The organism is Natronomonas salsuginis (assembly GCF_005239135.1).
In the GTDB taxonomy this organism is placed as follows: Archaea; Halobacteriota; Halobacteria; order Halobacteriales; family Haloarculaceae; genus Natronomonas; species Natronomonas salsuginis.
On the sequence record NZ_QKNX01000002.1, the window covers coordinates 43,612 to 69,707 of the forward strand.

The following is a 26,096-nucleotide window of genomic DNA, read 5'->3' on the forward strand; positions in this document are numbered from 1 at the left end:
CGGGGCGGCCACGTCCCACCGTGCCGTCGACGACGCCCCACCATTTACAATCCCGACGGTGGTATACACACGCATGGGGTTCGGTAGCTACGACGAGTCCGAACAGGGAAATCACGACATCGACACCGACGATCTGGACGAGGACGGGCCGAAGATGGCGGCGGCCCACGACGGTGAACTCAACTTCGAGTACGACGACGCCTCCAGTGAAGATCTGCTCGAGGCCTACGAGGAGTTCAAAAGCCGGTGAACGCCGGCCGCCGAGCGCTCGGGATCGCCGAATCGTACCGGGGAATCGACGACGGAGCGACGAGTACGCTCGGCGGTGCCGTCGTCCGCGCGAACCGCGCCGTCGACGATTTCGCGCTCACGACGTGTCTCGTCGGGGGGCGCGACGCGACCGACGCCGTCGCCGATCTGTGGAACCGACTCGACCGCCCCGACGTCCGATACGTCTTCGTCGCGGGCGTCGCCCCGGCGTGGTACAATCTTCTCGACCTCGACGCGCTGGCGGCCGCGACCGACCGCCCCGTGCTGGCGATCTCCTTCGAAGCGAGCGACGGCCTCGAATCGGGCATCGAGGACGCCTTCGACGGCGACGAGCGCGCGGCGCGTCTCGACGCCTACCGCTCGCTCCCGGACCGCTTTCGGCTCCGCGTCGACGACGCGCCACTGTTCGTCAGGAGCGTCGGCCTCGACGAGCCGGACGCGGCTGCCGTCGTCGAGGCGTACACCCACGAGCGCCGGCCGGAGCCGCTTCGGGTCGCGCGAGCGCTCGCCCGACGGGTCGACGCCGCCCGTCGCGACGGTCGACTCGCCTCCGAGTGATCCATGTCGAGAGCGCTCCGGCCGGACGATCCGAGGGGGTTAACTCCCATCCCGTCGATCGGGCGGACGTGACCGACGTGACTGATGAGATCGACGTGACCGACTGCACCCGGTGTCCGGCGCTGTGCGACTCGCGGAGCCGCATCGTCAACGGCGTCGGGCCGACGGACGCGTCGCTGTTGTTCGTCGGTGAGGCCCCTGGCCGACAGGAGGACGAGACGGGCGAGCCGTTCGTCGGCCGCTCCGGCGACGTGCTCGACGAGGCGCTCCGCGACCGCGGACTCGCCCGCCGCGACGTCCGGATCACGAACTGCGTCCGGTGTCGCCCCCCGGACAACCGCGATCCGCGCGCCGAGGAACTGGCGAACTGTCGGCCATATCTCGACCACGAGATCGACGCGATCGACCCCGAGGTGATCGTGGCGCTCGGGAAGGTCCCCTCCGAGCACCTCCTCGGCCGATCGGTCGCGGTGACCGCCGAGGCGGGGTCGCTCCACGACGTGTCGATCGCCGGGACGCCGCGGCGCACCCTCGTCTGCGTCCATCCCGCCGCGACGCTGTACGATCCGGGTCAGCGCGAGACGTTCACCGCGGCGCTCGACGCGGCGGTCGAGTTCGTCGACGGCGGCGACCAATCGCGGCTTGGCGACTTCTGACTCCGATCTCGCGGCTCTGTCGGTTCTTGGGGTGCCTGGAGACCAACAGCATCGAGGCAGGCTCAAGACAATCACGTTTTGTACACTGCAACCAAGAATACGTATGCTTGATTCACTTGCCCAACATGAGCGGGCGCTCAGCGGGCCAATTCCAGAGTACAGTGAAGAGGAGCTGCGTGAGCGGGCCCGCTCGTTCATCTCACAGTGTTATGAGGAGCTTGAGAGAGAGTGGGTCATCGACTTCCGGCTTGCCGAGATAGACCGTGAAATCTCGCAAAAAGGGACGTATACCCACACCGAAGAAGAACTGACTCATGGGGCGCGGATAGCGTGGCGCAACAGCAATCGGTGTATTGGACGGTTGTTCTGGCAGTCGCTGGAGGTTATCGACGAACGAGACCTCAATACCCCTGAAGAGGTTCACCAAGCGTGCTGTCAGCACATCGAACACGCCAGGAACGGTGGCACGATCCGTCCGACGATTACCATCTTCCAGCCTGACACACCATGCACTGATCGAGTCCGAATCTGGAACTATCAGCTACTTCGGTACGCCGGGTACGAAACTGACGACGGGATCGTCGGTGACCCAGCCGAGGTCGAGTTTACTCGCTACTGCCAATCGAAGGAGTGGGAAGGCAACGGCGGGCCGTTTGACCCCCTCCCACACGTGATCCAAGTCGGTAACGACGAGCCAGAACTGTTCGACGTCCCACCGGATCTGTTCGAAGAGGTGGAGATTACTCACCCGGACTACGACTGGTTTGCCGATCTTGGCCTTCGCTGGTACGACGTGCCGATTGTCTCAAACATGCGGCTCGAAATCGGTGGAATCAGTTACACCGCTGCACCGTTCAATGGGTGGTACATGAGTACCGAAATTGGCGCACGGAACTTCGCTGACGAGGACAGATACGACATGCTGGCGGCAATCGGCGACCAACTCGGGTACGACACCTCAGAAAATCGCTCGCTCTGGAAAGACGAAGCACTGGTTGAACTCAATCGGGCGGTGATACACTCTTTCGACGCCGCGGGCGTGAAAACCGTCGATCATCACACTGCGAGCGAGCAGTTTGGCCAGTTCGAACGAAACGAAGAACGTGCTGGGCGAGATGTGACTGGTGACCGTAGCTGGCTGCTCCCCCCGATGAGCTCTGCGACGACACACGTGTTCGACCAAACCTACGAGACGACAGTGAACACGCCGAACTTCTTTTATATGCCCGAGGAACTCACAAAGGAGTAGCGATTTGTGTACGCGATCTATCTACGGGACGGAGAACTGAGTCACAGCTGAATGCTCTCTATCAGCAATCTACGGCGCAACCGACAGGGTCATCCATCCGTAACGGTGCAAAAGTGACATCCCCCTCGCCGTAAACAGTAGTTGCCGAACCTCGCTGAGTAACTATGGTCACTAGAGGAGTGCGAACCGTCGCAATCCCGGAGGAAATTCTCTGTGGCTACCTCGAAGGAAATCTGATTCGGCAACTACGGTAAACGGCGGGATTCTCTCCTTGAAAAAGATGGCCCGTTCAACGAATCGAAGAAGCCGTGACTTTGGGAGAGCATCCATCTTTTCTCCAGCTACTCACCTGTCGTGTTTGTCAGCAGGGGTTTCAACAAGGCCGATCTCGCGGATGGAAACCCACTTTGCCCGCCGCCGCGGAGTGGGCGTATGAGCATCACCCAGCGAACCGCGGAGGTCGTCCTCGTCGATTACGGGCTCGGCAACCTCCGGAGCGTCACCCGCGGGCTGGAGCGCGCCGGCGCCGACGTGACGCTTTCGGACGATCCGGCCGACTTCGACGCCGCCGACGGCATCGTGTTACCGGGCGTCGGCGCGTTCAGCGAGGGCATGGAGAACGCCGGGCCGTTCCGCGACGCGCTCGTCGACGCGGCCGAGGCGGGACGCCCGCTGTTCGGCATCTGTCTCGGTATGCAGATGCTTCTCACCTCGAGTGAGGAGTCGGAGACGGTCGGGCAGGGCGATGTCACGGGCCTCGATCTCGTTCCGGGGACGAACCTCCGATTCGACCAGGGGCAGAAAGTGCCCCACATGGGGTGGAACGAACTGGCTGTCTCGCGCGAGCACCCGATCGCCGAGGGAATCGATGGCGAGTACGCCTACTTCGTCCATTCGTATTACGCCGATCCGGACGACGAGAACGCCATCGTCGCGACGACCGACTACGGCGTCGAGTTCCCCGCGATCATCGCGAACGAGGCCGGGAACGTCTTTGGTACGCAGTTCCACCCCGAGAAATCCGGCGAGACGGGGCTTCGGATCCTGCGGAACTTCGTGCAGTACTGTCTGGAGTGACCCTCGGCGGTCACGAGCCCCCGACTGGTCTTTTCCCCACGCCGACCACATTTGTCTCCGAGTACTACATCAGCGGCCGTCCGGCCGCTGTATATAGCTCTATATTTCGGTACAGTACTCTTTTACTCGTGATGACTGACCCGTACCGCTCAGTATTGCTCCCCGGTCAGCCGTACCTCCTCGTGGGGGAATATATCAATATTACTATAGCTTAATATCGGACGGTGGCTGTCGTCTGGTGATGGGATCCAATACCCCACGACGACGACGGTTCCTGAAAGGCACGGCAGCGACGGTGACCTTCGGTCTTGCTGGCTGCATCGGATCGCAGTCCGCCGACACCAGCGGCAACGGGGGCAGTAGCGAGGATCCGTTGCTCGCCGACGATAGCGAGTTCGAGTTCTCCGATCCGAACTGGGCCGAGAACAACTACCTCTCCTCTGCGCTGATCGACGCTGGGTACGAACGGGGCCAGCGTGCCGATCTCGAACGCATGGGCAGCCGCGAGGTCGACGAGGTCCCACACGGCGACCCGGTCCGTGAAGCGCCGAGCGACGAGAGCGAGTACCTCGACCCCGACACACTCGTCTTCACCGAGAGCCCCAGCGAGGACGTGGAGGGTCGCTACGAGGAGGATTTCGAGGCCGTCTTCGATCGCATCCGCGAAGAGACAGGCAAGGAAGTCGAGTACAGCCGCGTCGACAGCTATGCAGCTTCCGTCGAGGCGATGCGCTCGGAACGTGCCCACATCGCCAACTTTTCGACCGGCGCAACGGCGTTCGCGGTCAACCTCGCCGGTGCAGTCCCGTTCGCCGTCGGCCTCGCCAGCGACGGGGCGTTCGGATATCGGCTGTTCGCGACGACGCGGGCCGAGGCCCACGACATCCAGAGCGTCGACGACTTCGCCCGTGAGAATGTGACCATCGCCCACGCCGAAGAGTCCTCAAACTCCGGGCACCAGGCCCCCTCGGCGCTGTTCGACCAGAAGTTCGACGTAACGCCCGGAGAGGACTACGAGGTAAACTTCTCGGGTGGCCACTCCAACACCGCCCGCGGGATCGCCGCCGGCGACTACGACGCCGGCCCCATCTGTTCGACCTGTCTGAAAGACACCGTCGAAGGTGACAGCAGCCTCGATTTCGACGATTTCAAAGTCGTTTGGGCCTCCAATCCGTTCCCGAACGGCCCGATCACCTACCGGTACAACCTCCATCCCGATATCGTCGAGGGGATCAAAGCGGCTTGGCTCGACAGCGACTTCTCGGGCACGGACTACGCCGCACGGACCGACTACACCGAATTCCTCCCGATCGAGTACCGCCGACACTGGTACGATATCGTGACGATTCAGGGATACAACGACGTCCAGTACGAACAAGGCGCACTGAGTGAGTAATGCTGATCGTCTCCGAACTACAGAAGACCTATCCGACCGGCGACGAGGCCCTGAAGGGCGTCGATCTCTCGGTCGAGGGCAGCGAGACCGTGGCGATGATCGGTCCGAGCGGCGCCGGCAAGAGCACCTTCATCCGGTGTATCAACCGGCTCACCGAACCGACCGCCGGCACCGTCGAACTCGACGGGGAGGATCTGACCGGTCTCGATGACGAGGCACTTCGCGCGGCACGCCGCGACATCGGCATGATATTTCAGGAGTACAACCTCGTCGAGCGGCTCACCGTGATGGAGAACGTGCTAACCGGTCGGCTCGGCTACGTCTCGGCGTGGGCGGCCTTCCGCCGGAACTTCCCGCCGGACGCGATCGAACGGGCCTACGAGATTCTCGATCGGGTCGGCCTCGGTGAGATGGCCGACAAACGCGTCGACGAGCTCTCGGGCGGGCAACGACAGCGGGTCGGCATCGCACGAGCGGTGATTCAAGACCCGAAGATCCTGCTCGTTGACGAGCCGACATCCAGCCTCGATCCGGAGACCTCCGAGACAGTGATGAAACTACTGACCGAAATCGCCGCCGAGCGCGAGGTTCCCGTCCTCATCAACATCCACGAGGTGGACTTGGCGATCGAACACGCCGACCGGATCGTCGGCCTTCACGACGGTGAACTCGTCTTCGAGGGAACGCCGGGCGACCTCGACGAACACGGGCTCGACACCGTGTACCGTGGCGCGGATCCGAGGGGCACGGATTCGCACGACGTAGGCGATGCCGAGCGGGCCGACGACCGTCTCGTGCTCAATAAAACCGAACCGGCGAACGGGGGGCTCTGAGGTGGCGGCCGGCGAAGCGACGTGGGACCGTCCGAGCGTCTTCCCGCGCCGGGAAATAAAGTGGCTCACCTACCTCGCCGTCGTCGCGTTCTTTCTCTGGTCGGCGTGGGGGCTCGGTGCCGCGCCCGGACGCATTCTCGACGGGATCGGGAACGCCGTCACGCTGGCCGGCGATTTCGTCCCACCGGAAGCGACGCCACGACAACGAACCAGGATTGTCGAGAAGATGCTCGAAAGCGTGGCGATCGCGATGGTGTCGACGCTGACCGGCATCCTGGTGAGTGTGCCGATCGCGTTCATGGCAGCCGAGAACATCTCCCCGCGACCGTTGTACGCCCTCAACCGCGGACTGATCTCCATCTCGCGGGCGTTCAACGCGATCATCGTCGCCATTATCGCCGTCAAAGCCGTCGGCTTCGGCCCGCTGGCTGGTATCGTCACGATTACGTTCAAAACCGTCGGCTTCTTTTCGAAGCTGTTGGCCGAAGACATCGAAGACATCGATATGGGGAGCGTCGAGGCGGTCCGGGCGGCCGGTAGCTCGCCGGTCCAGACGTTACTGTACGGCGTCGTTCCGCAGATCGTCCCGCGGTTCGCTGGTCTGTCGATCTATCGATGGGACATCAACATCCGCACCTCGACGATCATCGGCATCGTCGGCGCGGGCGGGATCGGATCGGTGCTTCTCACCGCGTTCAACCGCTACGACTACGGCTACGTCTCGGCGATCCTGCTCGCGATCATCGCGGTCGTGCTGGTCGCCGAGGGCGTGAGCGCCGTCGTCAGACGGAGGTACCAGTGATGTCGACTGAGACGCCGACATGGGAACGCTTCGATCGCCGTCGTCGACTCGGTCGGTTCTTCGCTCTCCTCGCAACCGCGGTGACGGTCCTCGTCTCGTGGCGGTTTCTCTCCATCGAATTCGTCGCCCTCGATACCGTCCCGCGGGAGGTCGCGGACCTCCTCACTCGGATGTATCCGCCCGACGTGGCGTACACTCCGGAGATCGTCGGCCCGCTGATCGAGACGGTTCACATCGCCGCGCTCGGCACCATCGGCGCGGTCGCGCTCGCGATCCCGGTCGCGCTGTTGGCCGCCGAGAACACGACGCCGAACGCCCTCACGTACTGGCTCGGCAAGGTGCTCGTGACGGTGAGCCGCTCGGTGAACACCATCATCTGGGCACTGATCTTCGTCGTCATGTTCGGGGCCGGGGCGCTCCCCGGCGCGATCGCGATCGCCTTCCGGTCGGTCGGCTTTCTCGGCAAACTGCTCGGCGAGGAGATCGAGGAGATCGACTTCGGTCAGGTCGAGGCGGTGCGGGCCGCGGGCGCGTCACCGGTCCAGATGCTGCTCTATGGGATCCTCCCGCAGGTCAAACCCGCGCTTGTCGGGCTTACCGTCTACCGGTGGGAGATCAACATCAGGGACTCGACCGTCCTCGGGTTCGTCGGCGCGGGTGGCATCGGCGTCGAACTCTTCCGAGCGATCGACGCCTTCGCGTGGCGTTCCGTCTCGATGATATTGATCGCGATCCTCGGCATCGTCGTCCTCAGTGAACTCATCTCGAAACAGACCAGAGGGATGGTGCGCTGAGATGGCTCACCGACACGCCAATACGGCTCCGGCGTCACGACCGGATGTGGACGACATGGGCCGACGACTGCTGTTGTTCGATATGGATGGCGTAGTGCTCGAAGGTCACGGTACCGATCCGGCGGTACACGATCACGCTCTCGAAGATGCCATCGCGGAAGCCGACCTCGCAGTCGACAGCGAGACCCGATCGTTACTGGCCGGCTACGAGTACGACACCGACTTCGTTCGCGGCTGCAAGCGCCTCGGAATCGACCCCGTCGAGTTCTACCGCCGCCGGGAACGACACAGCGCGAGCCGCGCGATCGAGCGACTGAAATCCGGCCACCGTACACCGTACCCGGACAGCGACGCCCTCGACGAGCTGGCCGACGACTGCAATCTCGGCCTCGTGAGCAACAACTACAACGCCGTCACCACGTTCGTCGTCGATCACTACGGACTCGACGCCTTCGATTACGTCTGTGGCCGTGAACCGGGCGTAAGTGGATTCTACCGCCGAAAACCGGATCCACACTACCTTCTGACCGGTCGCGACGCCCTCGGCGGCGTCGGGGGTATCTACGTCGGCGATCGGGCGACCGATGTACTCGCAGCGACGCGTGCAGGGCTGGACGCCGTCTTCGTCAGACGTGCGCATAACAGCCACGTATCGCTCCCGCACGAACCGGTGGCTGAGATCGAGTCGCTGACCGAACTGCCAACGCTGCTCCGCGAGTCGCTCGACGGTTTATGAACGATCCGACCGTGCTCGTCGTCGGCGGCGGTGTGACCGGCGCCGGCACCGCCCGAGACCTCGCCCTTCGAGGCGTCGACGTCACGCTGGTCGACCGCGCTGGACTCGGAAGCGGGACCTCCGGTCGATCGCACGGTCTGCTCCACAGCGGGGCTCGCTATGCCGAATCGGACTTTGAAGGCGCGAGGGAGTGTCTCGAGGAGAACCGCATCCTCAGAGAGATCGCCGGCGCGTGTATTCGAGAGACGGGCGGCCTCTTCGTTCAACTCGCCGCCGACGACCCCGACTACTTCGACATCAAACGCGACCGGTGTGCGTCGATCGGAATCCCGACGCGGGTTCTCGATGGCGACGAGGCCGGAGCGATCGTTCCAGAGCTCTCCGACGACGTCGCCCGCGCGATGGAGGTGCCTGATGCCGTCGTGTATCCCTCGCGATTGGTCGCTGCTAACGCGGCCGACGCCCGCGATCACGGCGCGACGATCGCCGTCGGTGCGCCGGTCGGAGGGATGACTGTAACGGACGGGCGGATCACGAGCGTCGAACTCGGCGGTGAGCGGATCGAACCGGACTACGTCATCAACGCGGCTGGCGCGTGGGCCGACCGGATCGCCACGATGGTCGGCCTCGATATCGAGATGCGACTGACGCGTGGGGTGATGATCTCGATCGAATACGACGACCTCGGGCCGGTGTTGAACCGATGTCGGCCCCCGAACGACGGGGATATCATCGTGCCGCACGGGTCGGCGGTCGTCCTCGGAACGACCAGCGTTCCGGTGGCGGATCCCGACGACCATCCGATCGAGGACTGGGAGATCGAGCGAACCCGCAGAGAGTGCGGTGCCATGCTCCCGTCGATCGTCGACGCTCCGGACGGCCGCACGTGGTGGGGCGTCCGTCCGCTGTACGCACCCGATGAAGACGGGTGCAACGGGCGTGGGATTTCCCGCGGATTCTTCAGATTGGACCACGCCGAGGACGACGTCGAGAACTTCGCCAGCATCGTCGGCGGCAAGCTCACGACCTACCGGAAGATGGCCCAAGAGACCGCCGATCTCGCCTGTGAGCGTCTGGGCATCGATGCTGAGTGCACGACCGCCGAGCGCCGCTTACCCGGTTCGGACGACCCCGCTCAACTCGACGCCTTCGTCTCTGAGTTCGACGGACAGGGGCCCACTGACGCCGACGTGGTCGGTTCCGAACGCTGATGACGAACCGAGTGGAGGCCCCTGACGATGGAGATATCTCTCTCTGCCGACGGGTGTGTTACGGGCGCTCATCGAAACGTGGGTTCGGCCCCGCCCTCAGTACTCGAGATCGAACTGCTGGTTCTCGGCGACCGTGTTGAGCACGACGCTGGTGTTCGACTCCTTGATGTCGGGGTCGATGAGGAGCTCTTTGATCTGCTCGTTCATGTGGTCGGTGTCGGTGAACTTGCCGATCGCGATGATGTCGTGGTCACCGGTGACCTCGTACACAGACACCATGTGTTTGTGCCCCTGCAGTCGGTCGGTGATGTCGGGTAGCGCGCTTCCCTCGACTTTCATCTGGATGATCGCCGTCACGTCGTAGCCCAACTCGCCGTAGTCGACGATCGGGGCGTACCCGCGGATGATCCCCTGCTCTTCGAGGTCGGAGATGTGGTTCGACACCGTCGTCACCGAGATGTCGAGGTCTTCGCCGAGCGAACGGAGCGAGGCGCGGCCGTCTTCCAGGAGTGCGTTTACCAACTTCCGGTCGAGATTTTCGTACGTCATTACACGCCGCTACTGGTTGCAGGGATTAGAAGTTTACGAATATTCAGTTCTTTAGCGTAGTCCGAGAGATTTGCGCAGATCAGCAACGTTTTAGTACGGGGACGCGTCGAGTCCGCCGACGAGAAACATGACGAACCAAAACGTAACCGCCGATGGCGGCCTCACCTCCGAAGCCCAGGCCGTTCTCGACGAGATCGAAGCGCAGAACGTCGGATTCCTCCGACTGCAGTTTACGGATATTCTCGGGACGGTCAAGAACGTGGCCGTGCCAGCGGACCAGGCCGAGAAGGCCTTCGTCGACGGTATCTACTTCGACGGCTCCTCGATCGAGGGGTTCGTCCGGATTCAGGAGTCCGACATGCGGCTCATCCCGGACGCGAGCACCTTCGCCGTGCTGCCGTGGAGAAAACGCGAGGACGGCGCGTCGGCTCGAATGATCTGCGACGTCTACGACACGTCCACGGGCGAGCCCTTCGAGGGCGACCCGCGCTACGTGCTCAAACAGGCAATCAAACGCGCCGACGAGATGGGGTATATGGTCAACGCCGCCCCCGAGCCGGAGTTCTTCCTGTTCGAGGAGGACGAAGACGGCCGCGCGACGACGAACACCAACGATGCCGGCGGCTACTTCGACCTCGCGCCGAAGGATCTCGCGAGCGACGTCCGACGCGACATCATCTACGGCCTCGAGGATATGGACTTCGAGATCGAGGCCTCACACCACGAGGTCGCCCAGGGCCAACACGAGATCAACTTCGAGTACGACGACGCCCTGACGACCGCCGACAACGTCGGGACGTTCCGCACGGTCGTGCGGGCCATCGCCGCCCAACACGACCTCCACGCGACGTTCATGCCCAAGCCGATCCCGAAGATCAATGGGTCGGGGATGCACACCCACATCTCGCTTTTCACCGAGGGCGGCGAGAACGCCTTCCACGACGACGACGACGAGTTCAATCTCTCTGAGACGGCCAAGCAGTTCACCGCCGGCATCCTCGAGCACGCCGAGGCGCTCGCGGCCGTGACGAACCCGACCGTGAACAGCTACAAGCGGCTCGTCCCCGGCTACGAAGCGCCCGTCTACGTCGCGTGGTCCGATCGGAACCGCTCGGCGCTCATCCGCAAGCCGGCCGCCCGCGTCCCCGCGGCGAGCCGAATCGAGGCTCGGTTCCCCGATCCCTCGTGTAACCCGTACCTCGCGTTGGCGGTGCTCATCCACGCCGGTCTCGACGGCATCGAACGGGGACTAGAATGTCCCGAACCCGTCCGCGAGAACATCTACGAGTTCGACGAGGCGAAACGCGAGGAGTACGGCATCACGACGCTCCCGTCGAACCTCGGCGAGGCCATCGACGCGCTGGAGGAGGATGACCTCGTCAAGGGCGCCCTCGGTGACCACGTCGCCGAGAAGTTCATCCAGGCCAAGAGCCAAGAGTTCAGCGAGTACCTCGTCGACGTCTCCGAGTGGGAACTCGACCGCTATCTCGAGACGTTCTAACTGCGATCCACGCACTTTTTTCGCGCGCTCGCTCGATAGCGACTTCTCCGAGTGGCGACGCTCTCGGGATCACGCAGTTCAAGACGCTCGCCGGCCAACCGGCGGTATGTCACCTGGCTCGCCTACTACGCGGGCGGGTTCTACCCCGCGACGACGGCGAACCTGCTGTTGTCCGCCTACCTCCTCGCGTACGTGCCGGCCCGCCTCGCGTACGCGGTCGAACGGGTCCCGTACCTCGCGCTCCTGGTCGTGGCGACGCTGCCGGTGATCTCGGCGCTCGCCGTCGCCTTCTCGGGGGTTACGGACCTCTCGCTGTTCGTCGCCACTGCTGCCACGTGGCTGTGGACCGGGACGGCCGACCGTCCCCAGCGGGCGTCCCGGCCGACTGAGCCGAGAACCGCACCGCCTTCGACCGCTCGACCGCCGACGACCATTTATATACTCGGGCGAAACGTCGCGTATGGATCGCCTGCGGATCGGCGTCGCCCTTTATAACAGTGGCCGCTACCTCGCCGCGCACGAACCGCTCGAAGCCCTGTGGCTCGGTTCGCCGGCAGGGCAGCGAGACGACTGTATCCAGGGCGTCCTCCAGGCGAGCGTCGCAGTTTATAAATCGCAGGAGGGGAACGATTCAGGGGCCGCCGGGCTCGCGAAAAGCGCGATCGGGTACTTAAACGTCTGCGAGGAGATCGCCGTCGACGACCTCCTCGCGTGGCTCGGCCGACTCGCCGCCGATCCCGGTCTCGGCCGCCGCGAGCGCCCGCCAGAACTCCGGGTCGAATGCGAGGCGATCGACCTCGACGACCTCCCGCCAGAGGACGCGATCGCGGCGGTCGAGGCGGTCGCCGAGACGGAGGGCGACGAGCTGCTCGAAACGGCCGCAGCGTACGCCGATGCGGATGTACGAGACGGAAAAGAGACGAGCCCCTTCGTCGCGCTGGCGGTGGCGTATATAAACACTCCCCGACCGATCGTCCGACAGCGCCTGCGGGAACACGTCGATCGCCGACGGACGCGCGAATCCGACGTCGAGGGGCTTTTTTGATCCGTTCTCGCTGGAATAACCGCTACCCGGCCCGTTCGCCGGCCTTCCACTCCGCGGAGTTGTCCTGGGGGTCGTAGCCCAGCACCTCCTTGGCGCGCTCTAAGGAGTAGTACTTGCGGTCGTTGTCGGAGATGCCGTAGACGATCTCGTAGTCGTACTCCGCTTGCAGGGCGCAGTCGTGGATGTGCGCGCAGTCGCGGTAGGAGAGCCACATCGCCTGCCCGCGTTCGTAGTCGACCGGCGGGTGCCCGCGCGTGAGGTTGCCGATCCGGATGTTGCAGACGTCGATCCCGTACTCGTCGTGGTAGTAACGACCGATGATCTCGCCGGTCGCCTTCGAGATGCCGTAGTGGTTGCCGGGGCGGGGCAGTTCCGTGCCGTCGAGCATGAAATCGTCGTGGGTCCGGTAGAGGTCGGGTTTCCGCTCGGTTTCGAAGTGGCCGACGGCGTGGTTCGAGGAGGCGAAGACGAACTTCTCGACGCCCGCCTCGACGGCGGCCTCGTAGAGGACCTTCGTCCCGTGAATGTTGTTCTCGAGGACCGAGTCCCACGGGGCGTCGCGTCGAGGATCGCCGGCCAGGTGGACCACTGCACCCACGTCCTCGCAGGCCTCGGCGACGAGCTCCTCGTCGCTCACGTCGCCGACGAGGTAGGGGTGGTCCGGCTCGAACGGCGGCGGGTTGTGAAACAGGTAGCGCCAGTCATACTCGTCGGCCAACCCCTCGCGGATCGCCGTCCCGACCGATCCCTTGGCCCCGGTGAGCAGTACGGTCTCGTCCATTTGGCTACGAAGAGGCGGCAGCCGGGTAAGAAACGTGCGGTTCCGGCCGGTGGGCCGTTCGGACGCGGCCGCCGCCGATGTCCGGCGTCGACTCGCGGGAAACCTTCTTTGCCGTCGTGTGCGACGTGTGGGGTATGTTCAAGGGGTTTCGCGTCGGCTCGATCGCTGGGATTCCGATCAGACTCGATGTCACGCTCCTCTTGATCCTCCCGGTGTTGGCGTACCTCATCGGCAACGCGATGGCCGAGGTTGTCGACGCGCTCAACGCCGGCCTCGAGGCGGGGCTCGACGCCGCGGTGTTGACCGAGGGGCTGGTGCCGTGGGGACTCGGCCTCGCCGCCGCGATTGGTCTGTTCGTCTGCGTACTCTTACACGAGTTGGGCCACGCCGCCGTCGCTCGGCGCTACGGCTACGAGATCGAGTCGATCACGCTGTGGCTGCTCGGCGGCATCGCGAGGACCGAAGAACAGCCCCGCCGCTGGAACCACGAGCTGTGGATCGCGCTGGCCGGCCCGGTCGTCAGCGTCGCCCTCGGTGTCGGGTGTTTCTTCGCCTTCGAGGCGGTCCTGTCCGACCCCGTCCGGTTCGTGTTGGGGTATCTCGCGGTCTTGAACGTCGTGCTCGCGGGCTTCAACATGATCCCGGCGTTTCCGCTCGACGGCGGCCGGGTGCTCAGAGCGCTGCTCGGACGGACGCGGACCCACGCGGCGGCGACCGAACGCGCCGTCGGGATCGGGAAGTTCTTAGCGATCGTGCTGGGACTGTTCGGCGTCCTCGCGTTCAACCCCTTTCTCGTCGCCGTCGCATTCTTCGTCTACATCGCGGCGGCCGCCGAGGGTCGACAGACGGCGATCGAGGCGACGTTCGAGGGCGTCCGGGTGCGCGACGTGATGACGCCAGTCGCACAGATCCGAACCGTCGAGCCGACGCACTCGCTCGCCGACGTGCTCGATCGGATGTTCAGCGAGCGCCACACCGGGTATCCGGTGTTGGACGATGGGGTACTCGTCGGGATCGTGACGCTCGACGACATCCGCGACGTCGATCCAGACTCGCGGGCGATGGTGACCGTTGGCGAGACGATGAGCGCCAAGCTGGAGACGGTCGCGCCCGACGCCGAGGCGATGGATGCGATGCGACGGATCGGGTCGAGCGACGTCGGCCGACTGCCGGTCGTCGACGACGACGGCGCGCTCGTCGGGCTCGTGACCCGCTCGGATCTCGTCACGGCGATGAACGTCATCCGCGAACGTCGGTCGGCCGGTGCGGCAGACGCCGCCGCGAAGTAGGGCGGACGGTCCTCCGCCGCCGCCATCGCTGCCGCTGCGGAGCCCTCACCGCCAGTGTTTGAAGATGAGCCGCTTGATGTCGTCTTTCGTCCGGACTCCGGTCGTCGAGCCGTCCGGCAGATCGACTTCGTAGGGCTCTTCGCCGCCGGACTCTCGCCAGCGGTCGTCGTGGGCGTCGAGCAGGCTCATCGCCTGCTGGAGCGTGTCCTCTGGCGATTCGGTCCCGTCGCGCTCCTCGCCGGCATTCCCGTCACCGGCGTCGGCTCCATCCGCCGACTTGCCCGCTCGGTCCTCCACGGTGGCCGCCGCCGCGGCGATGTCGATCGCCTGCTCGCGACCGATCCCCTCGACATCGGCGAGCGCTTCCGGATCGGCGTCTCGAACCGCCTCGATGGATCTGAACCCGGCTGCCGCGAGCGATGTCGCGGTCACCTCGCCGACGCCGTCGATCCCCGTCAACGTCTCGACCGTCGCGTCCGCCGGCTTCGCGTCACCCTCGGCCGCATCGGCGTCCGGCGGCGTATACGTGTCCAGCAGGTACTCTAGCGCGTCCGCGGGTCGAACGGTTCCGTACTCGCCGACGTAGACGGCTTCGAGCTCCGCAGCGATATCGTCGAGCCGTTCGAGTTGCGCGTCGGAGACAGAGAGCTCGGGCATACCCCAGATGGGCGCGCCCGCCGTCAATAAGCTATCGGGCGGCTCGATCGGTGATGCGTCGATTTATCCGAAGGGCCGCCCTGACGGGCGTATGGACGAACGGGACTCGGCGTCCGCGAACCGATCGGATGCACGGATCGACGCCGCCGCGTCCGACGACCCCAGGCCGGGCCTCATCAGCGTCCGCAGCGGTCTGATCGGGCTGGGGCTCATCTGGCTCACCGCAGTGTCGGCCATCGCCGCGGTCGGCGCTGCCGCGTACGGCGTGACGACGTCAGCCGTCTATCTGCTCGTGGCAGTCGTCGCCGCCGCCGTCGCGGTCGCCGCCGGTGCCGCCTCGCTCGCTCAGTTCGGCTACCGGTGATGAAATTCAGGTAGTAATAACTAAATTTTTATTGTACTAGTGGGTGGGTGCGTCCATGCAACGCTGGCTCCTCGTGCTTCTCGCCGGACTCCTCGTGTGCGCGTCGGTCGCCCCCGTCAGCGGGGTTCCAACCGCGAACGAGCCGTTCTCACCCGGGCAATCGCTCACCGCGGATCAGTGTACCTTCCCCTTCGAAACGACCGACGGGACCGGAACCACGGTGAACCTCTCGGAGGAACCCGAGCGCGTCGTCACGCTAAACCCGAGCACAGCCCAGACCATGTGGGAGATCGGGGCCGAGGAGAAGGTCGTCGGACTCACGAAACACGCGATGAACCTCGATGGAGCCGAGAAACGGACGAACATCTCGACCGACGGACAGACGATCAACCCCGAAGCGGTCGTGGCACTCGAACCGGATCTCGTGCTCGCGCCGAGTTCACAGATGGTCACAGAGGAGTTGGTCGAGGTCCTCCGCAACGCCGGTCTCACGGTTTACTACTACCCCTCCGCAGAGTCGATCGACGACGTGCGGGAGCGGACCCGCCTCACCGGCCAACTTGTCGGCGAGTGTGAGGGCGCGGCCGAGACCGTCGCGTGGATGGACGAAGAACTGGCCGTCGTCGAGGCGGCGGTCGACGGTCACGAGCGCCCCGACGTCCTCTACACGTTCTTCGGGTACACCGCCGGCTCGGACACCTTCATCCACGAGATCATCGAGGCCAGCGGCGGGACCAACGTCGCGGCCGAACTCGGCATCGCCGAGTATGAACCGGTCAACGAGGAGATGGTCATCGAGGAGAACCCCGACTGGATCGTCCTCAACACGAACTCGCCGGACCTCCCCGACAGTCCCGCGTACGACGAAACGACCGCCGTTCGGGAGAATCAGACGGTCGTGATCGATATCAACCACCTGAACCGTCCCGCCCCGAGAATCGTCTACGCCATCACCGAACTCGCTCAAACGTTCCACCCGGAGGCGTACGCCGACGCGCGCGCGTCGACCGAGGCGACGGAGACGCCGGCGGAAACGACCGACACGTCCACCGAAACGGCGACGCCGGCGGCCCCCGACGCCCCCGACGATCTGCCCGGATTCGGTGCGCTCGCCGCGCTCGCCGCGCTCATCGGTGGACTCCTCGCAGCGAAACGACGGAGTGAGCGCTCCGAGGAACCGAAGCCCTGAACGTCATCTCCACGTCGCCGTCCTCGACCGAGATCCTGTACGCGCTCCGCGTCGGACCCGTCGCGGTCGAACGGCTTGCTTCGCTGTGTCACCTCGAAACGGGCGGTTCGGCACCGTCCGAGGTCGTCACGCCCTGATCGGCGTTGTGTTCTCCCCGTTTGCGTTCACACGTCGTCGTCGCTGACGCGGACGGTGAGTACCGGGATCTCCGCGCCCCGAACCACGCGCTCCGTGACGCTCCCGAGCAGATACCGATCCAGCCCGCTCCGACCGTGCGTTCCCATCACGATGAGGTCGGCGTCCTCGTCGTCGGCGTACGCCAGTATCGATCGGTGCGGCGTGCCGTCCTCGATCGCCGTCTCGATCTCGACGCCGGCGTCGTCGGCGCGCTCTCGGATCTCCTCCATGGCGTCCTCGCCGATCTGTCTGAGCTTCGCTTCGATCTCGCCGTCCATCATCTCCGGCGCGTAGGGGATGTCCTCAACGACGAAGAGCACGTGCAGCGTCGCGCCGGTCTCGGCCGCGAGTCCGATCGCCTGTTCGACCGCCGGCGTGTTCCCCTGGCTTCCGTCCGTCGGGAGCAAGATTCGCTCGTACATATCCGCGCTATCGGCACGGATATATAAATGCGTACCCCCGCGTCGCAGCGCGTGGGATCGGGCGGCGCTCTCGCGACCGGCTCACGCGTCGCCCTCCGACTGGTACGGCTCCCCGATCGCCTCGCGCGGCAACACGTTGTGTAACCCCGTTTCGAGGTCGTCGACGGCGTCGAACGTCTCGCTGTCGATCTCGGCGATCAGGTCGCCGAGGTTCTCCTCGCCGTCGGCCAACAACAGCGTGACGTCCGAGAACGCGGCGACGGCGCTCGCACGGTCGATCTGACCTCGCTGGCCATGCCATCGGAGTACGAGCCCGTGCGTCTTTATGATATCTCCGGTTCCCACCGTCTCGAAACCGAGCTCCCGCGAGCGGCCCTCACGCGAGCAGCTCGGCGTGCTTCTCGCGGAGCTTCGAGAGCTTCGGGTTGATGTTGACCGTGCAGTACGTGTCGTTCGGGTGTTTCTCGAAGTAGTCCTGGTGGTACTCCTCGGCGGGATAGAACGTTTCCAGCGGCGCGACCTCGGTGACGATCTCGTCGTCGTACAGCGGTTCCAACTCGTCGATCACCGCCTCGACGGTCTCCCGCTGCGCGTCGTCGTGGTAGTAGACGGCCGACCGGTACTGGCTGCCGACGTCCGGGCCCTGCCGGTTCAGCGTCGTCGGGTCGTGGATCGTAAAGAACACTTCGAGCAGGTCCCGGTAGCCGATCGCGTCGGGATCGAACTCGACCTGGACGACCTCCGCGTGGCCGGTTTCGCCCCGGCAGACGGCCTCGTAGCTGGGATCGTCGACGTGGCCACCGGCGTAGCCGGAGGTGACGCGATCGACGCCGCGAAGCTCTTTCAGCGCCGCTTCGATGCACCAAAAGCAGCCGCCGGCGAGGGTTGCGGTTTCGGACATACCGTCGTTTGGGGCTCGACGGGCTTGAATCGTCTCCCTGCAGTTTCCCAACTATCGACGACCGAACAGCCGCTCCCGAAGCGATCGATCGCTCGGCCGCTCGGCCACGAGCACCGAGGTGTCGAGCTCGTTGAGTACCGACAGAGTGAGCGAGCCGCCGACCACCCGTGAGAGGAGCCCCCGCTCGGTCGCCCCGATCACGACGAGGGTGTGCTCCGCGGCAGCGCGTTCGATGGCGGCCTCGACGTCGCCAGTCTCGACGACAACCTCGGCGTCGCCGAGTCCCCGCTCGGCCGTCCAGGTAGTGATGAACCGCCGTCCGGCGTCGGTTTCGCCCTCGTCGGCAACGTACAGGATCGACACCGTCGAACCGAGCGCGTCGCGGAGCGCCCGCGCCACCGCCGCCGAGAGATCCGACGAGTAGCCGCCCGCGGTCGGCAACAGGACTCGGGAGGGGTCGAACTCCCGCTCGTTCAACACGAGAAAGTCACACGGCAGCTCGTACGCCAGTTCGTCGAGCGGGGATTCGGCTCGCCCGCCGGCGAGCCGAGCACCGCCGTACCCCATGACGACCGCGTCGGCGTCGGTCCGCCGGGCGAGATCGAACACCTCTGCGACCGCCCGGTGAGAGAAGACGGTCCTCGTTTCGACCGCGACGCCCATCCCCGCCGAGTCGGCTGTCGCCGCCTCGAGCAACCGCTCGGAGTCGGCCCGGAGCCGATCGTCCTCGGCGGCGGCAGACAACGCCGTCTGATCGGGCACCCGGACGACGTGCGCCGCCAGCACCCGCCCCCCTCGCTGCTTCGCGAGCGCGCCCGCGACGGTGACGAGCGCGGACTCGGTCCGCGGGTTAGCGAGGGCGGCGAGAACGGTCGGTCCGCCGGTCGACTCACCCTCCCGATCGCCCGTCTCGATCATACACTGTCACCGACTCGGCAGCGCGACGACGGGCATCGTCCCCTCGGTGACGAGCCGCATCGAGGTGTCGCCGGAGAGCAGTCGGACGAGCCTGCCACCCTCCCGCGCGACGAAGACGAGCGCCGTCGCCTCGGCGCCCTCGGCGGTCTCGAACAGCGTCTCGACGACGTCCGTTCCGTAGGCCGTCTTCGTCTCCACGTCCGCGTTCTCGCCCAGCGTCTCCTCGACGATCCCGAGGATCTCCGCGGCGTCCTCCTCGCGCTTCGCCAGCGGTGCCTTGTCGATCCCCCCGCCCCCCTTCTCGATGACGTGTACGGCGAGGACGCTCGACACCTCGTCGAGATGTGGTTCGAGCGCCGCACACGTCTGTTCGGCGTCGGCCTCCGTCGCGACGGGCATCACGATACGGGTCAGCAATGACATACTAGATCTCGACGGCGGCGTTTCTTAAGTGGTGTGGCGTCGCGGGGGGTCGTCCACCCGACCGCTCGCATCGCCCGTTCATCACGATAATACGTCCGGGTTCGGTCGAAACGGTCGGATATAAACCGTCCGAGGCCGTTCCCCCGGTAATGACATCCTCCCGACGCGACGACTCAGAGCGTTCGTTGCGAAATTGTTGGCTCACTGGCACACGCCTATGAGCGACGAGGAACTCGCGAAGGACCTTGGGCCGCTCGCCGCGCTCACGATCGGCGTGGGGACGATGATCGGCGCGGGCATCTTCGTGCTTCCCGGGACCGCGGTGCTTCGCGCCGGTCCGCTCGCCGCGCTCACCTTCGTTCTCGGCGGTATGATCGCCATCTTCACCGCTCTCTCGGCGTCGGAACTCGGCACCGCGATGCCGAAATCAGGCGGCGCGTACTTCTACATCAACAAGGCACTCGGCCCGCTGTTCGGCTCGATAAGCGGCTGGGCAAACTGGTTGGGACTGGCGTTCGCCTCCGCGTTCTACATGTACGGGCTCGGCGAGTACGTCAACACGCTCGTCGGCGCGTCCGCGCTGTCGGTCGGGCCGATATTTTTGGAGGCCGCACAGGTCATCGGCCTCGTCGGCGCGCTGCTGTTCATCGCGATCAACTACGTCGGCGCGAAGGAGACCGGGGGGCTCCAGATCGTCATCGTTCTCATGCTGTTAGGCATCCTCGGGCTGTTCACCGTCGTCGGTCTGTTGAACGCCGACATCGAGTCGCTCCGACCGCTCGCGCCGCCCGGTGCAATGGGCGAGGTGTTACCCGTCACCGCCATCGTCTTCGTCTCGTATCTCGGGTTCGTTCAGATCACGTCCGTCGCCGAAGAGATCAAAGATCCCGGCCGGAACCTCCCGCGCGCGGTCATCGGATCCGTCGTCCTCGTGACGGTCGTTTACGGGCTCTTCTTGCTCGTACTGTTGGCGGCGGTGCCGAACGAACTCGTCTCCGGCAACGACACCGCGGTCGTCGACGCCGCCCAACTGCTCTTCGGCCAGTACAGCATATTCGGGTTCGAGTTGGGCGTCGTCGGGTGGGGGCTGTTGCTGTTCGGCGGCCTGCTCGCGACCGCCTCCTCGGCCAACGCCTCGATCCTCTCCTCGTCGCGGATCAACTTCGCGATGGGCCGAGAGAAGATCGTCACGCCCGACCTCAACGAGATCCACGAGCGCTTTGGGACACCGTATCGGTCCATCGCCGTCACCGGCGGGCTCATCCTCGTCTTCTTGATCGGCGGCAACCTCGAACTGCTCGCGACCGCGGGATCGGTGCTTCACCTCGTCGTCTACGGCCTGTTGAACCTCGCGTTGATCGTGATGCGCGAGGCCGAACCACCGGGCTACGACCCCGACTTCGAGGTGCCGCTGTATCCCCTCGTCCCGGTCATCGGCGCGATCACTTCCTTCGCGCTCATCGTCTACATCGAGCCACGCGTCATCGCCCTCTCAGCCGGCCTGGTCGCCTTCGCCGCCCTCTGGTATTTCGGATACGCTCGCAACCACGTCGAATCCCGCGGGGTCCTCGCCAGTTGGATCCTCGATCGATCCGAGGAGATCCCCGACCTCGCCGTCTCGGCCGCGACGTCCGTGCAGCCGGAGGGTGACGATTACCGGGTGATGGTTCCGCTCTCGAACCCCGCGACCCAAAAACACCTCATCACGCTCGCCGCGGCCATCGCGAACCAACGAAACGGGACGGTCGTCGCCGTCAACATCGCGAACGTCCCCGATCAGACCTCCCTCGAGGCGGCTCGCGACCGCGGCGCGTACGACGCGGCCCGCGATCTCCTCGAACGGTCCCAAGCGGACGCGGAGACGCTCGGGGTCGAGGTCGAAACGCACGTCGTCCTCTCACACCGGGGCTTCGAGGAGATCTTCGATGCCGCCCGAACGTTCGGCGCCGACATCACCGTGATGGGCTGGGGCGAGGATCCCCACGGATCACCGGGGCGAGCCGAATCCGCGCTCGACGAACTGGCGTACGATCTGCCCTGCGACTTCCTCGTCTACCGCGATCGGGGATACGACCCCTCGCGAATTCTCGTCCCGACGGCCGGCGGTCCGGCCTCGGATCTCTCCGCGGCCGTCGCCCGGACGCTTCGGTCGGAGTTCGACTCGACAGTGACGCTCCTCCACGTCGCGGACGACGAGGTCGCTGGCCGCGCCTTCATCGAGGAGTGGGCTGAAGCACACGAGCTCGCTGACGCCGAGCTGCGCATCGAGACCGGTGACGTGGAGGCCGCCATCGAACGCGCCGCGAAGGATTCGACGATGCTCGTCATCGGCGCGACCGAGCGGGGGCTCCTCTCGCGGCTCGTGCGCGGGTCGCTCGTGTTGGACGTGCTCTACGACGTGGACTGTTCGGTGCTGTTGGCCGAGCGGAAACACGAGCGCGGACTTCGAGAACGGCTCTTCGGGTCCTCGACGGGTGACTCCCGGCGAGACGCCGGCGGCGGCGATTGACGGCCAATCCGTGAAACGCTTCGATCGACCGCGGTTCAGGACGTGGTAAATCCGGCCGCGTCGTCGTACTCTTCGAGCACCCACTCGAGCTCCTCGATCGCCCGAAGGACCGCGATTTCGGCCGTGTCCTCGAGCTCGGATGACGGCGGGTCGTAGTCGTCGTATCTCGATTCCAGCTGCTCGATCCGTTCGCGGATTTCGGCTTCGGTTCGCATGCTAGAACGGTTCGTCGGAGCCCTCTTTGCGTTTGCGGCACCGTGCGATCGGCACAACGGCAAAGCCCTTCGAGCGCCAAGACAGGCCATGGACGATGGCATTCCCACGACCGACGTCGAATGGCGCGAACGACTCACCGACGAGGAGTACCGAATCCTCCGCGAACAGGGGACCGAGCCGAAGTTCTCCGGCGAGTACCTCGGCAAACACGACGACGGGTCCTATCGGTGTGCCGGCTGCGGTGCCGAGCTCTTCGACTCGGAGACGAAGTTCGACTCGAACTCGGGCTGGCCATCGTTTTACGACGCCAAGGAGGGGGCCGTCGAACTCCGCGAGGACCGCAGCCACGGCATGGTGCGAACGGAGGTCGTTTGCGCGCGCTGTGGCGGTCACCTCGGCCACGTCTTCGACGACGGCCCCGATCCGACCGGCAAGCGCTACTGCATGAACTCCGTCGCCCTCGACTTCGACGACGGGGCCTGAGCTTCGCTCCGCATCCCGAGATTTATATACCATCGCGGGACCAGACGGCCCGTGCGCTGACCGACGGACGGCGATCCGCCGAGGCGGGAGCGCGGTGGACGGATCGCCGGAGCGAGCCCACCGCCTGTTCGCACGTGTGACTACGGTTGAGAACCGTCCCGTCACCACCCCCGCCGATTTATACGTGGAAATCCAACACGCCCCCATGACGGGTCTTTCGCTCGACGCGGCGCAACTCGACCGTTACTCCAGACACATCATCATGGACGAGATCGGCCCCGCGGGTCAAAAGCGGCTGCTCGACGCATCGATCCTCTGTATCGGCGCCGGCGGGCTCGGCTCGCCGATTCTCCAGTATCTGGCGGCCGCGGGCGTCGGGACGATCGGAATCGCCGACAACGACGTCGTCGAGCGCTCGAACCTCCAGCGGCAGGTGATCCACGGCGACCCCGACGTCGGCCGTTCGAAGGTCGATTCGGCGCGCGAGTTCATCGAGCGGCAGAACCCCGACGTGACTGTCGAACCCCACGAGACGCGCGTCACCGAGGCGAACATCGAGGGACTGCTCGCTGAGTACGACATCGTCGTCGACGGCTCGGACAACTTCGCCACCCGGTATCTCGTCAACGACGCCTGCACGCTCGCGGGCGTGCCGTTCGCCCACGGCGCGATCCTCCGGTTCGAAGGGCAGGTGACGACGTTCGAGGCGAATGAGAGCGGGCCCTGTTACCGGTGTCTGTTCCCCGAAGCGCCCGAACCCGGGACCGTCCCTGACTGTGCGACCGCGGGCGTGTTGGGTGTCCTGCCCGGAACCGTCGGGTGTATTCAGGCGACCGAGGCGATCAAACTCGCCCTCGACTACGGCGAGACGCTCGACGGCCGGATGGTCTTCTACGACGCTACCGACATGACATTCGAGGAGATTCGGATCGAGCCCCGTCCTGACTGTCCGATCTGCGGCGACGGTGGGATCGAATCGATCCACGACGTCGAGTACGAACAGACCTGCGCGATCTAGTCGCTCGCCGCTTCACCGACCGGCCCCATCGGCGGCTCGCGTCGGTCGCGGGCCGTCTCCCGACGGTGCCGAGCGATCCGATCGACGATCTCTCGATCGATGTCGAGCTCCCGGCTGATCCGCTCGGCTGTCCAGCCGTCCTCGACGAGTCCGTACAGGACCGCGTCGACCGTTTCGGGCGGCGCATCGATCCCGTACTTCGCCGTCTCTCCCGGATACTGCCCCACCAGCGGCGGCGTTTCGGTCACGAAGGATGGGAGTTCGAGGTCGTCGCCGAGCGCTTCGACTTCGGTGCTGTAGAGCCCGCCGAGCGGGAACAGATCGGCGGCTCTGTCGCCGTGTCTGGTGGTCGATCCGAGGAGGAACTCGGTCCGGGTCACTGAGCCGACGACGAGGCGATTTCTCGCCTCCGCTGCGAGGTACGTTATCGCCATCCGAAGCCGGGCGACGAGGTGGGCACGGACGATCGGATCACCGTGAAGATCCGTGTGTTCCGGCACCGTATCGCCGAAACACATCAACAGCGGCTGTAGGTGTACCGTATCCGTCTCGATGCCCAGCGCCGCCGCGATCGCTTCGGCGTCCTGTGCGCTCCGCGAGCCGAGTTTGCTGCTCGGGAGGACGAGCCCGTAGACGCGCTCGGGGCCGAGCGCCTCGACGGCCACCGTCGCGACGGCGCTCGACTCCACTCCGCCGTCGAGTTCGACGACGACGCCGTCGGCACCGGCGTCCTCGACGACCGTCCCGAGGAACGACGTACACTCGGCCCGTAGCTCGGCACCGTCGCGCCGGAACGCCGCCGTCCCGTTCGACACCACATCTCTCATCCGTGTCGACCGCTCCGACGGCGATCGGACGTTCTTCGTTCGAGCATTCTGATTACAAATGCGACATTCTGTACGTATAAATATCGCCTATGGTCGTGTTATTATTCATTTTACACTCATATGTTCACTATATCTCTTGTATAATGGGAAATATAAATGTAGAACGGGAACGGGGTGCGGTGGACCGTTTCTCTGGTCGATCGAACCGATCAGTCAGGCCGTGCGAAGCGGGATCACGAGCGTTTGACAGTCCGTCTCCGTGATCACGTCTTGAGAGACGCTGCCGAGCATCCGACGCTCGTGACCGTCCGCGCCGCGGGTCCCCATCACGATGAGATCGGCACCAATCTCGTCGGCGTACGCGACGATCTCCTCGCCGGGGCGGCCGCGACGAACGACCGCTTCGTGTTCGATTTCGGCGGCTTCCGCGGCCTCGGTGACCGCTCGGACCGCCCCCTCGGCGTTCGCGGTGAGTTCCTCCTCGACCGCGTCGGTCAGTCCGTCGTCGAGCGTGAGAAAGACGCCACGATCGATGACCGAAAGCGCGTGAACGGTTGCCCCACGCTGTGCTGCGATATCGACGGCCGCGTCGATAACCGAGCCCATCTGTTCGCCGCCGTCCGTCGGAACGAGAATGTCGTCGTACATCGGGTTCGTCCGGCCGTTGCCGCCGCGGAAAGTAAACGGATTCGAATGTCTCTCGATGGATCGCGCGTCGGTTCGTACCGAACGCTGGGAGTCGGCGAAACACATAGGTGATCGCTCCGACCACGTTCGAACGTGTACGACAGTATCCTGTTGCCGACGGACGCGAGCGCGGGGATGGACCGGGCGATCGACCACGCTATCGATATCGCCGATCGGTACGACGCCACGCTGCACGTGCTCTACATCGTCGACACCGACACGTACAGCTCCTACTCCGGCGACGAGTACGTCCACGAGTTCGAGGGACTCGAAAGCGCACTCGAACAGGCGGGCGAGGAGGCCATCGAGTCCATCGTCGAGGCGGCCAACGCCGCGGGCGTGGAGACGACCGCTGTCGTCCGACACGGCGTCCCCCACGAGGAGATCCTCGCGTACGCCGACGAAGCCGATATCGGCCTCACGGTCATCGGCTCGAAGGATCGTCCAGGCGAGTACCGCCGCCTCCTCGGTAGCGTCGCCGAGCGCGTCGCTCGGATGACCGAACGACCCGTGACGGTCGTCAAAACCCCGGTCGACGGATAGGCGTTCGGATCGTAC

Annotated in this window: 32 protein-coding genes; 21 read left to right on the top strand and 11 right to left on the bottom strand. The window is 65.1% G+C overall.

Going from position 1 to position 26,096, the window contains the following annotated elements; all coding sequences use genetic code 11:
• Positions 1-73: 73 nt before the first annotated feature.
• The 11 genes from DM868_RS04935 to DM868_RS04985 all read left to right on the top strand — a co-directional run bounded on the left by DM868_RS04935 (position 74) and on the right by DM868_RS04985 (position 9,582).
• Positions 74-250 carry a DUF5786 family protein gene (locus tag DM868_RS04935; RefSeq protein WP_137275752.1) on the top strand — a complete coding sequence of 59 codons (177 nt, stop codon included), beginning with the start codon at positions 74-76 and terminating at the stop codon, positions 248-250.
• Positions 247-828: an endonuclease dU gene (locus DM868_RS04940; protein WP_137275753.1), complete on the top strand. Its 582-nt coding sequence runs from the start codon at positions 247-249 to the stop codon at positions 826-828. Before DM868_RS04935 ends, DM868_RS04940 begins: the two co-directional genes overlap by 4 nt.
• Positions 829-905: 77 nt before the next feature.
• Complete coding sequence (locus tag DM868_RS04945; protein ID WP_137276391.1) at positions 906-1,484, top strand: uracil-DNA glycosylase; 579 nt, start codon at positions 906-908, stop codon at positions 1,482-1,484.
• Positions 1,485-1,587: 103 nt separating this feature from the next.
• Entirely contained in the window at positions 1,588-2,733 is a 1,146-nt protein-coding gene (locus DM868_RS04950) for a nitric oxide synthase oxygenase (RefSeq protein ID WP_137275754.1), read from the top strand.
• 432 nt (positions 2,734-3,165) lie between these two features.
• Positions 3,166-3,810: an imidazole glycerol phosphate synthase subunit HisH gene (hisH, locus tag DM868_RS04955; RefSeq protein WP_137275755.1), complete on the top strand. Its 645-nt coding sequence runs from the start codon at positions 3,166-3,168 to the stop codon at positions 3,808-3,810.
• 373 nt (positions 3,811-4,183) lie between these two features.
• On the top strand, positions 4,184-5,206 hold the full coding sequence (gene phnD / locus DM868_RS04960) for a phosphate/phosphite/phosphonate ABC transporter substrate-binding protein (protein WP_137276392.1): 1,023 nt from the start codon (positions 4,184-4,186) through the stop codon (positions 5,204-5,206).
• Positions 5,206-6,039, top strand: a complete 834-nt coding sequence (gene phnC / locus DM868_RS04965) for a phosphonate ABC transporter ATP-binding protein (protein ID WP_137275756.1) — start codon at positions 5,206-5,208, stop codon at positions 6,037-6,039. Before phnD ends, phnC begins: the two co-directional genes overlap by 1 nt.
• A gap of 1 nt (position 6,040) precedes the next feature.
• The gene (phnE, locus tag DM868_RS04970; RefSeq protein ID WP_137275757.1) at positions 6,041-6,841 is read left to right on the top strand and encodes a phosphonate ABC transporter, permease protein PhnE; all 801 of its coding nucleotides are present in this window, start codon (positions 6,041-6,043) and stop codon (positions 6,839-6,841) included.
• Positions 6,841-7,635 carry a phosphonate ABC transporter, permease protein PhnE gene (gene phnE / locus DM868_RS04975; RefSeq protein WP_137275758.1) on the top strand — a complete coding sequence of 265 codons (795 nt, stop codon included), beginning with the start codon at positions 6,841-6,843 and terminating at the stop codon, positions 7,633-7,635. Before phnE (DM868_RS04970) ends, phnE (DM868_RS04975) begins: the two co-directional genes overlap by 1 nt.
• Before the next feature lie 55 nt (positions 7,636-7,690).
• Positions 7,691-8,371: an HAD family hydrolase gene (locus tag DM868_RS04980; RefSeq protein WP_137276393.1), complete on the top strand. Its 681-nt coding sequence runs from the start codon at positions 7,691-7,693 to the stop codon at positions 8,369-8,371.
• The gene (locus DM868_RS04985) at positions 8,368-9,582 is read left to right on the top strand and encodes an FAD-dependent oxidoreductase (protein WP_137275759.1); all 1,215 of its coding nucleotides are present in this window, start codon (positions 8,368-8,370) and stop codon (positions 9,580-9,582) included. The genes DM868_RS04980 and DM868_RS04985 overlap by 4 nt, the downstream gene beginning before the upstream one ends.
• 96 nt (positions 9,583-9,678) lie before the next feature.
• Here DM868_RS04985 and lrp read toward each other — a convergent pair whose 3' ends face one another.
• Positions 9,679-10,131 (bottom strand): HTH-type transcriptional regulator Lrp, encoded by a 453-nt coding sequence (gene lrp / locus DM868_RS04990; protein ID WP_137275760.1) that lies wholly within the window; start codon positions 10,129-10,131, stop codon positions 9,679-9,681.
• 127 nt (positions 10,132-10,258) lie between these two features.
• Here lrp and glnA point away from each other — a divergent pair, with 127 nt between their 5' ends.
• From glnA to DM868_RS05005, 3 genes are read left to right on the top strand one after another with little or no spacing between them, the layout of a single operon-like run.
• On the top strand, positions 10,259-11,632 hold the full coding sequence (gene glnA / locus DM868_RS04995; protein ID WP_137275761.1) for a type I glutamate--ammonia ligase: 1,374 nt from the start codon (positions 10,259-10,261) through the stop codon (positions 11,630-11,632).
• A gap of 51 nt (positions 11,633-11,683) precedes the next feature.
• A complete protein-coding gene (locus DM868_RS15240; protein WP_187349119.1) occupies positions 11,684-12,127 on the top strand; it encodes a hypothetical protein in 444 nt (147 codons plus the stop codon).
• A complete protein-coding gene (locus DM868_RS05005; protein ID WP_137275762.1) occupies positions 12,093-12,677 on the top strand; it encodes a DUF309 domain-containing protein in 585 nt (194 codons plus the stop codon). Before DM868_RS15240 ends, DM868_RS05005 begins: the two co-directional genes overlap by 35 nt.
• A gap of 22 nt (positions 12,678-12,699) precedes the next feature.
• On the opposite strand, the gene azf is transcribed toward DM868_RS05005, so the two are convergent.
• Entirely contained in the window at positions 12,700-13,458 is a 759-nt protein-coding gene (azf, locus tag DM868_RS05010) for an NAD-dependent glucose-6-phosphate dehydrogenase Azf (RefSeq protein ID WP_137275763.1), read from the bottom strand.
• Between the two features lie 77 nt (positions 13,459-13,535).
• Between azf and DM868_RS05015 the strand changes: the two genes are divergently transcribed.
• Complete coding sequence (locus DM868_RS05015; protein ID WP_246049021.1) at positions 13,536-14,747, top strand: M50 family metallopeptidase; 1,212 nt, start codon at positions 13,536-13,538, stop codon at positions 14,745-14,747.
• Positions 14,748-14,792: 45 nt separating this feature from the next.
• Here the strand turns inward: DM868_RS05015 and DM868_RS05020 are convergent, their stop codons facing one another.
• On the bottom strand, positions 14,793-15,404 hold the full coding sequence (locus DM868_RS05020) for a helix-hairpin-helix domain-containing protein (protein WP_137275764.1): 612 nt from the start codon (positions 15,402-15,404) through the stop codon (positions 14,793-14,795).
• 91 nt (positions 15,405-15,495) lie between these two features.
• Between DM868_RS05020 and DM868_RS05025 the strand changes: the two genes are divergently transcribed.
• Positions 15,496-15,768 (top strand): hypothetical protein, encoded by a 273-nt coding sequence (locus tag DM868_RS05025; RefSeq protein ID WP_137275765.1) that lies wholly within the window; start codon positions 15,496-15,498, stop codon positions 15,766-15,768.
• A 55-nt stretch (positions 15,769-15,823) separates the two neighbouring features.
• Positions 15,824-16,957 (top strand): PGF-CTERM-anchored ABC transporter substrate-binding protein, encoded by a 1,134-nt coding sequence (locus DM868_RS05030; RefSeq protein ID WP_137275766.1) that lies wholly within the window; start codon positions 15,824-15,826, stop codon positions 16,955-16,957.
• 164 nt (positions 16,958-17,121) lie between these two features.
• Here DM868_RS05030 and DM868_RS05035 read toward each other — a convergent pair whose 3' ends face one another.
• From DM868_RS05035 to DM868_RS05055, 5 genes are all read right to left on the bottom strand, one after another.
• On the bottom strand, positions 17,122-17,556 hold the full coding sequence (locus DM868_RS05035; protein ID WP_137275767.1) for a universal stress protein: 435 nt from the start codon (positions 17,554-17,556) through the stop codon (positions 17,122-17,124).
• 81 nt (positions 17,557-17,637) lie between these two features.
• Entirely contained in the window at positions 17,638-17,835 is a 198-nt protein-coding gene (locus DM868_RS05040; protein ID WP_394347525.1) for a DUF5789 family protein, read from the bottom strand.
• A 97-nt stretch (positions 17,836-17,932) separates the two neighbouring features.
• The gene (gene msrA, locus DM868_RS05045; protein WP_137275768.1) at positions 17,933-18,457 is read right to left on the bottom strand and encodes a peptide-methionine (S)-S-oxide reductase MsrA; all 525 of its coding nucleotides are present in this window, start codon (positions 18,455-18,457) and stop codon (positions 17,933-17,935) included.
• Positions 18,458-18,508: 51 nt separating this feature from the next.
• A complete protein-coding gene (locus DM868_RS05050) occupies positions 18,509-19,375 on the bottom strand; it encodes a universal stress protein (RefSeq protein ID WP_137275769.1) in 867 nt (288 codons plus the stop codon).
• Positions 19,376-19,381: 6 nt separating this feature from the next.
• Complete coding sequence (locus DM868_RS05055; RefSeq protein ID WP_137275770.1) at positions 19,382-19,798, bottom strand: universal stress protein; 417 nt, start codon at positions 19,796-19,798, stop codon at positions 19,382-19,384.
• A gap of 217 nt (positions 19,799-20,015) precedes the next feature.
• On the opposite strand from DM868_RS05055, the gene DM868_RS05060 reads away from it, so the two are divergent.
• Positions 20,016-22,307: an amino acid permease gene (locus DM868_RS05060; protein ID WP_137275771.1), complete on the top strand. Its 2,292-nt coding sequence runs from the start codon at positions 20,016-20,018 to the stop codon at positions 22,305-22,307.
• 35 nt (positions 22,308-22,342) lie between these two features.
• Here DM868_RS05060 and DM868_RS05065 read toward each other — a convergent pair whose 3' ends face one another.
• Positions 22,343-22,522, bottom strand: coding sequence for a hypothetical protein (locus DM868_RS05065; RefSeq protein ID WP_137275772.1), 180 nt, complete (start codon positions 22,520-22,522; stop codon positions 22,343-22,345).
• Positions 22,523-22,610: 88 nt separating this feature from the next.
• Between DM868_RS05065 and msrB the strand changes: the two genes are divergently transcribed.
• Together msrB and ubaA are read left to right on the top strand one after the other, a co-directional pair.
• A complete protein-coding gene (gene msrB / locus DM868_RS05070; protein ID WP_137275773.1) occupies positions 22,611-23,006 on the top strand; it encodes a peptide-methionine (R)-S-oxide reductase MsrB in 396 nt (131 codons plus the stop codon).
• Between the two features lie 205 nt (positions 23,007-23,211).
• Positions 23,212-24,024 (top strand): SAMP-activating enzyme E1, encoded by an 813-nt coding sequence (ubaA, locus tag DM868_RS05075; RefSeq protein ID WP_137275774.1) that lies wholly within the window; start codon positions 23,212-23,214, stop codon positions 24,022-24,024.
• On the opposite strand, the gene nadE is transcribed toward ubaA, so the two are convergent.
• Both nadE and DM868_RS05085 read right to left on the bottom strand, forming a co-directional pair.
• Positions 24,021-24,851 (bottom strand): NAD(+) synthase, encoded by an 831-nt coding sequence (gene nadE / locus DM868_RS05080; protein ID WP_137275775.1) that lies wholly within the window; start codon positions 24,849-24,851, stop codon positions 24,021-24,023. The genes ubaA and nadE overlap by 4 nt on opposite strands.
• Positions 24,852-25,064: 213 nt before the next feature.
• Positions 25,065-25,499, bottom strand: a complete 435-nt coding sequence (locus tag DM868_RS05085; protein WP_137275776.1) for a universal stress protein — start codon at positions 25,497-25,499, stop codon at positions 25,065-25,067.
• A gap of 132 nt (positions 25,500-25,631) precedes the next feature.
• On the opposite strand from DM868_RS05085, the gene DM868_RS05090 reads away from it, so the two are divergent.
• Complete coding sequence (locus DM868_RS05090) at positions 25,632-26,081, top strand: universal stress protein (protein WP_137275777.1); 450 nt, start codon at positions 25,632-25,634, stop codon at positions 26,079-26,081.
• Positions 26,082-26,096 lie beyond the last annotated feature (15 nt).